A 255-nucleotide genomic window follows, 5' to 3' on the forward strand; every position below is an offset into this window, starting at 1 on the left:
CATTAAGGCTGAGCTGTGATGACGAGGGAACTATAGTACCGAAGTTCCTGATTCCACACTGCCAAGAAAAGCCTCTAGCGAGGCGGGAGGTGCCCGTACCGCAAACCGACACAGGTAGGCGAGGAGAGAATCCTAAGGTGATCGAGAGAACTCTCGTTAAGGAACTCGGCAAAATGACCCCGTAACTTCGGGAGAAGGGGTGCTCTGGTAGGGTGTATAGCCCGAGAGAGCCGCAGTGAATAGGCCCAGGCGACT

General features: G+C 54.9%; 1 rRNA gene. It reads left to right on the top strand.

Features of this window, described 5'->3' with window-relative positions:
• Positions 1-255: ribosomal RNA gene (locus M3225_RS29300) — 23S ribosomal RNA — on the top strand; the annotation flags it as partial.

Origin of the sequence: Priestia aryabhattai (assembly GCF_023715685.1) — a bacterium.
In the GTDB taxonomy this organism is placed as follows: Bacteria; Bacillota; Bacilli; order Bacillales; family Bacillaceae_H; genus Priestia; species Priestia aryabhattai_B.